The organism is Betaproteobacteria bacterium (assembly GCA_016791345.1).
GTDB lineage: Bacteria > Pseudomonadota > Gammaproteobacteria > Burkholderiales > JAEUMW01 > JAEUMW01.
The window spans coordinates 1-2,008 of record JAEUMW010000186.1; the positions used below are offsets into that span (position 1 = coordinate 1).

General features: G+C 64.7%; 2 protein-coding genes. Both read right to left on the reverse strand.

The features are described from left to right. Window positions 1-4: 4 nt before the first annotated feature. The gene (locus tag JNK68_07135; GenBank protein MBL8540130.1) at window positions 5-1,249 is read right to left on the reverse strand and encodes an alanine--glyoxylate aminotransferase family protein; all 1,245 of its coding nucleotides are present in this window, start codon (window positions 1,247-1,249) and stop codon (window positions 5-7) included. A 144-nt stretch (window positions 1,250-1,393) separates the two neighbouring features. After that, window positions 1,394-2,008, reverse strand: a 615-nt coding sequence (gene ttcA, locus JNK68_07140) for a tRNA 2-thiocytidine(32) synthetase TtcA (GenBank protein ID MBL8540131.1), incomplete at its 5' end; no start/stop codon positions are given.

Sequence of the window (2,008 nt, forward strand, 5' to 3'; positions counted from 1 at the left end):
GAACTCAGGCCGCTGCGACCTTCTTCGACCGTGAGTGTGTCGGATTCAACGCGTAGGCGTGATAGGCGGCGGCTTCCGCCGCACCGAAGCGCGCGCCCGCACCCATGTCGGCGAAAACCGTCTCCAGCGCGCACAGGCACAGCATCACGTTCTCCATCTTGCAGGAGTAGCCCATGATGCCGAAACGCCAGATCTTCCCGGCGAGATCGCCGAGGCCGGCACCGATCTCGAGGTTGTAATCGTGCAGCAGGCGCCGGCGCACTTCCTTTTCGTCGAGATCGGGGAGCACGCGCACGGCATTCATCTGCGGCAGTCGATAGTCTTCTTCGACCAGGTACTGCATGCCCAGGGTCTCGAGGCCGGCGCGCAAGGCCTTGTGATTGCGCTCGTGACGCGCCCAGCTCGCCTCCAGCCCCTCTTCCTTCAGCATGAGGAGCGCCTCGTGCAGCGCATACAGCGAATTGGTCGGCGCAGTGTGGTGGTAGGTGCGCGTGGTGACGCCCCAGTAGCCGAGCAGGAGACCGAGATCCATGAACCAGCTGTGGACTTTTTCCTTGCGCGCACGCACGAGTTCGACGACGCGGTCGCTGAAGGTGATCGGTGACAGGCCCGGGGTGCACGAGAGACACTTCTGGCTGCCCGAGTAGGCGGCGTCGATGCCCCATTCGTCAACCAGCACGGGCACGCCGCCCAGCGAGGTGACCGCATCCATGATGGTCAGCACGCCGTGCGCCTGCGCGATCGCGGCGATCGTCTTGGCATCCGACCGCACGCCCGTGGACGTCTCGGCATGGATGAAGGCAACGATCTTCGCGTCGGGATTCCTGCGCAGTGCGTCCTCGACCTTGTTCGGGTCGACCGGAGTGCCCCACGCGTCATCGACGATCACGGCGACGCCACCGCAGCGCTCGACGTTCTCGATCATGCGCTGCCCGAACACGCCGTTGCGGCAGACCACCACCTTGTCGCCGGGGTTGACCATGTTGACGAAGCACATCTCCATGCCCGCGGAGCCGGGGCCGGACACCGGGAAGGTGAGCGCGTTGCGGGTCTGGAAGGCGTAGCGGAGCAGCCCCTTCAGTTCCTCCATCATCTCGACGAACACCGGATCGAGATAGCCGATGGTGGGACGGCCCATCGCCGACAGCACCCGCGGGTGGATGTCGGACGGCCCGGGCCCCATCAGGGTCCGCTGCGGCGGGTAAAAGGAACCCACCTTCCGTTTCATGAACTGATCTTGTGCGCTCATCGAGGTTTGTCTCCCAGAGGAAGTCCGGTCTTGAGCCGGAAAAACTTAGAATTTTACCAAAAACCCCGCTGCCGAAGGCGACATGGCGGTCGGTTCCGCCAGCGTGGCATCCCGACCTGCCGGGCGCGACGCGGGGCGCGCAAATTAAGCGCCCCGCGGCGCAGGGAGCGGTACTTCGTCGAACGCGATGTCGCCTTCGGCGCTCGCTTCTCCGGTCGCCTGCAGCCCGTGGAAATCGAAGAGCGCCGGGTCCAGCAGATGCGATGGTTTCACCTGCGAGAGCGCATTGAAGATGGTCTCGACGCGACCGGGAAAGCGCCTCTCCCACTCGCGGAGCATCGCCTTCACCTGCTGCCGCTGCAGATTCTCCTGCGAGCCGCAGAGGTCGCACGGAATGATCGGGAATCCGCAGGCTTGGGCGTGCGCTTCGAGATCGCGCTCGCGCACGTAGGCGAGCGGCCGGATGACCACGTGCTGACCGTCGTCGGACACGAGCTTGGGCGGCATGGCCTTGAGTTGGCCACCAAAGAACAGGTTGAGGAAGAAGGTTTCGAGTATGTCGTCGCGATGATGGCCGAGCGCAATGCGCGTGGCGCCGATTTCCCTGGCAACCCGATAGAGCACGCCGCGCCGCAGCCGCGAGCACAGCGAGCACATCGTCTTGCCCTCGGGAATCACGCGCTTGACGACGCTGTGCGTGTCCTGGACGACGATGTGGAACGGGATGCCGAGCGCGGACAGGTAGTCCGGTAGCACGTG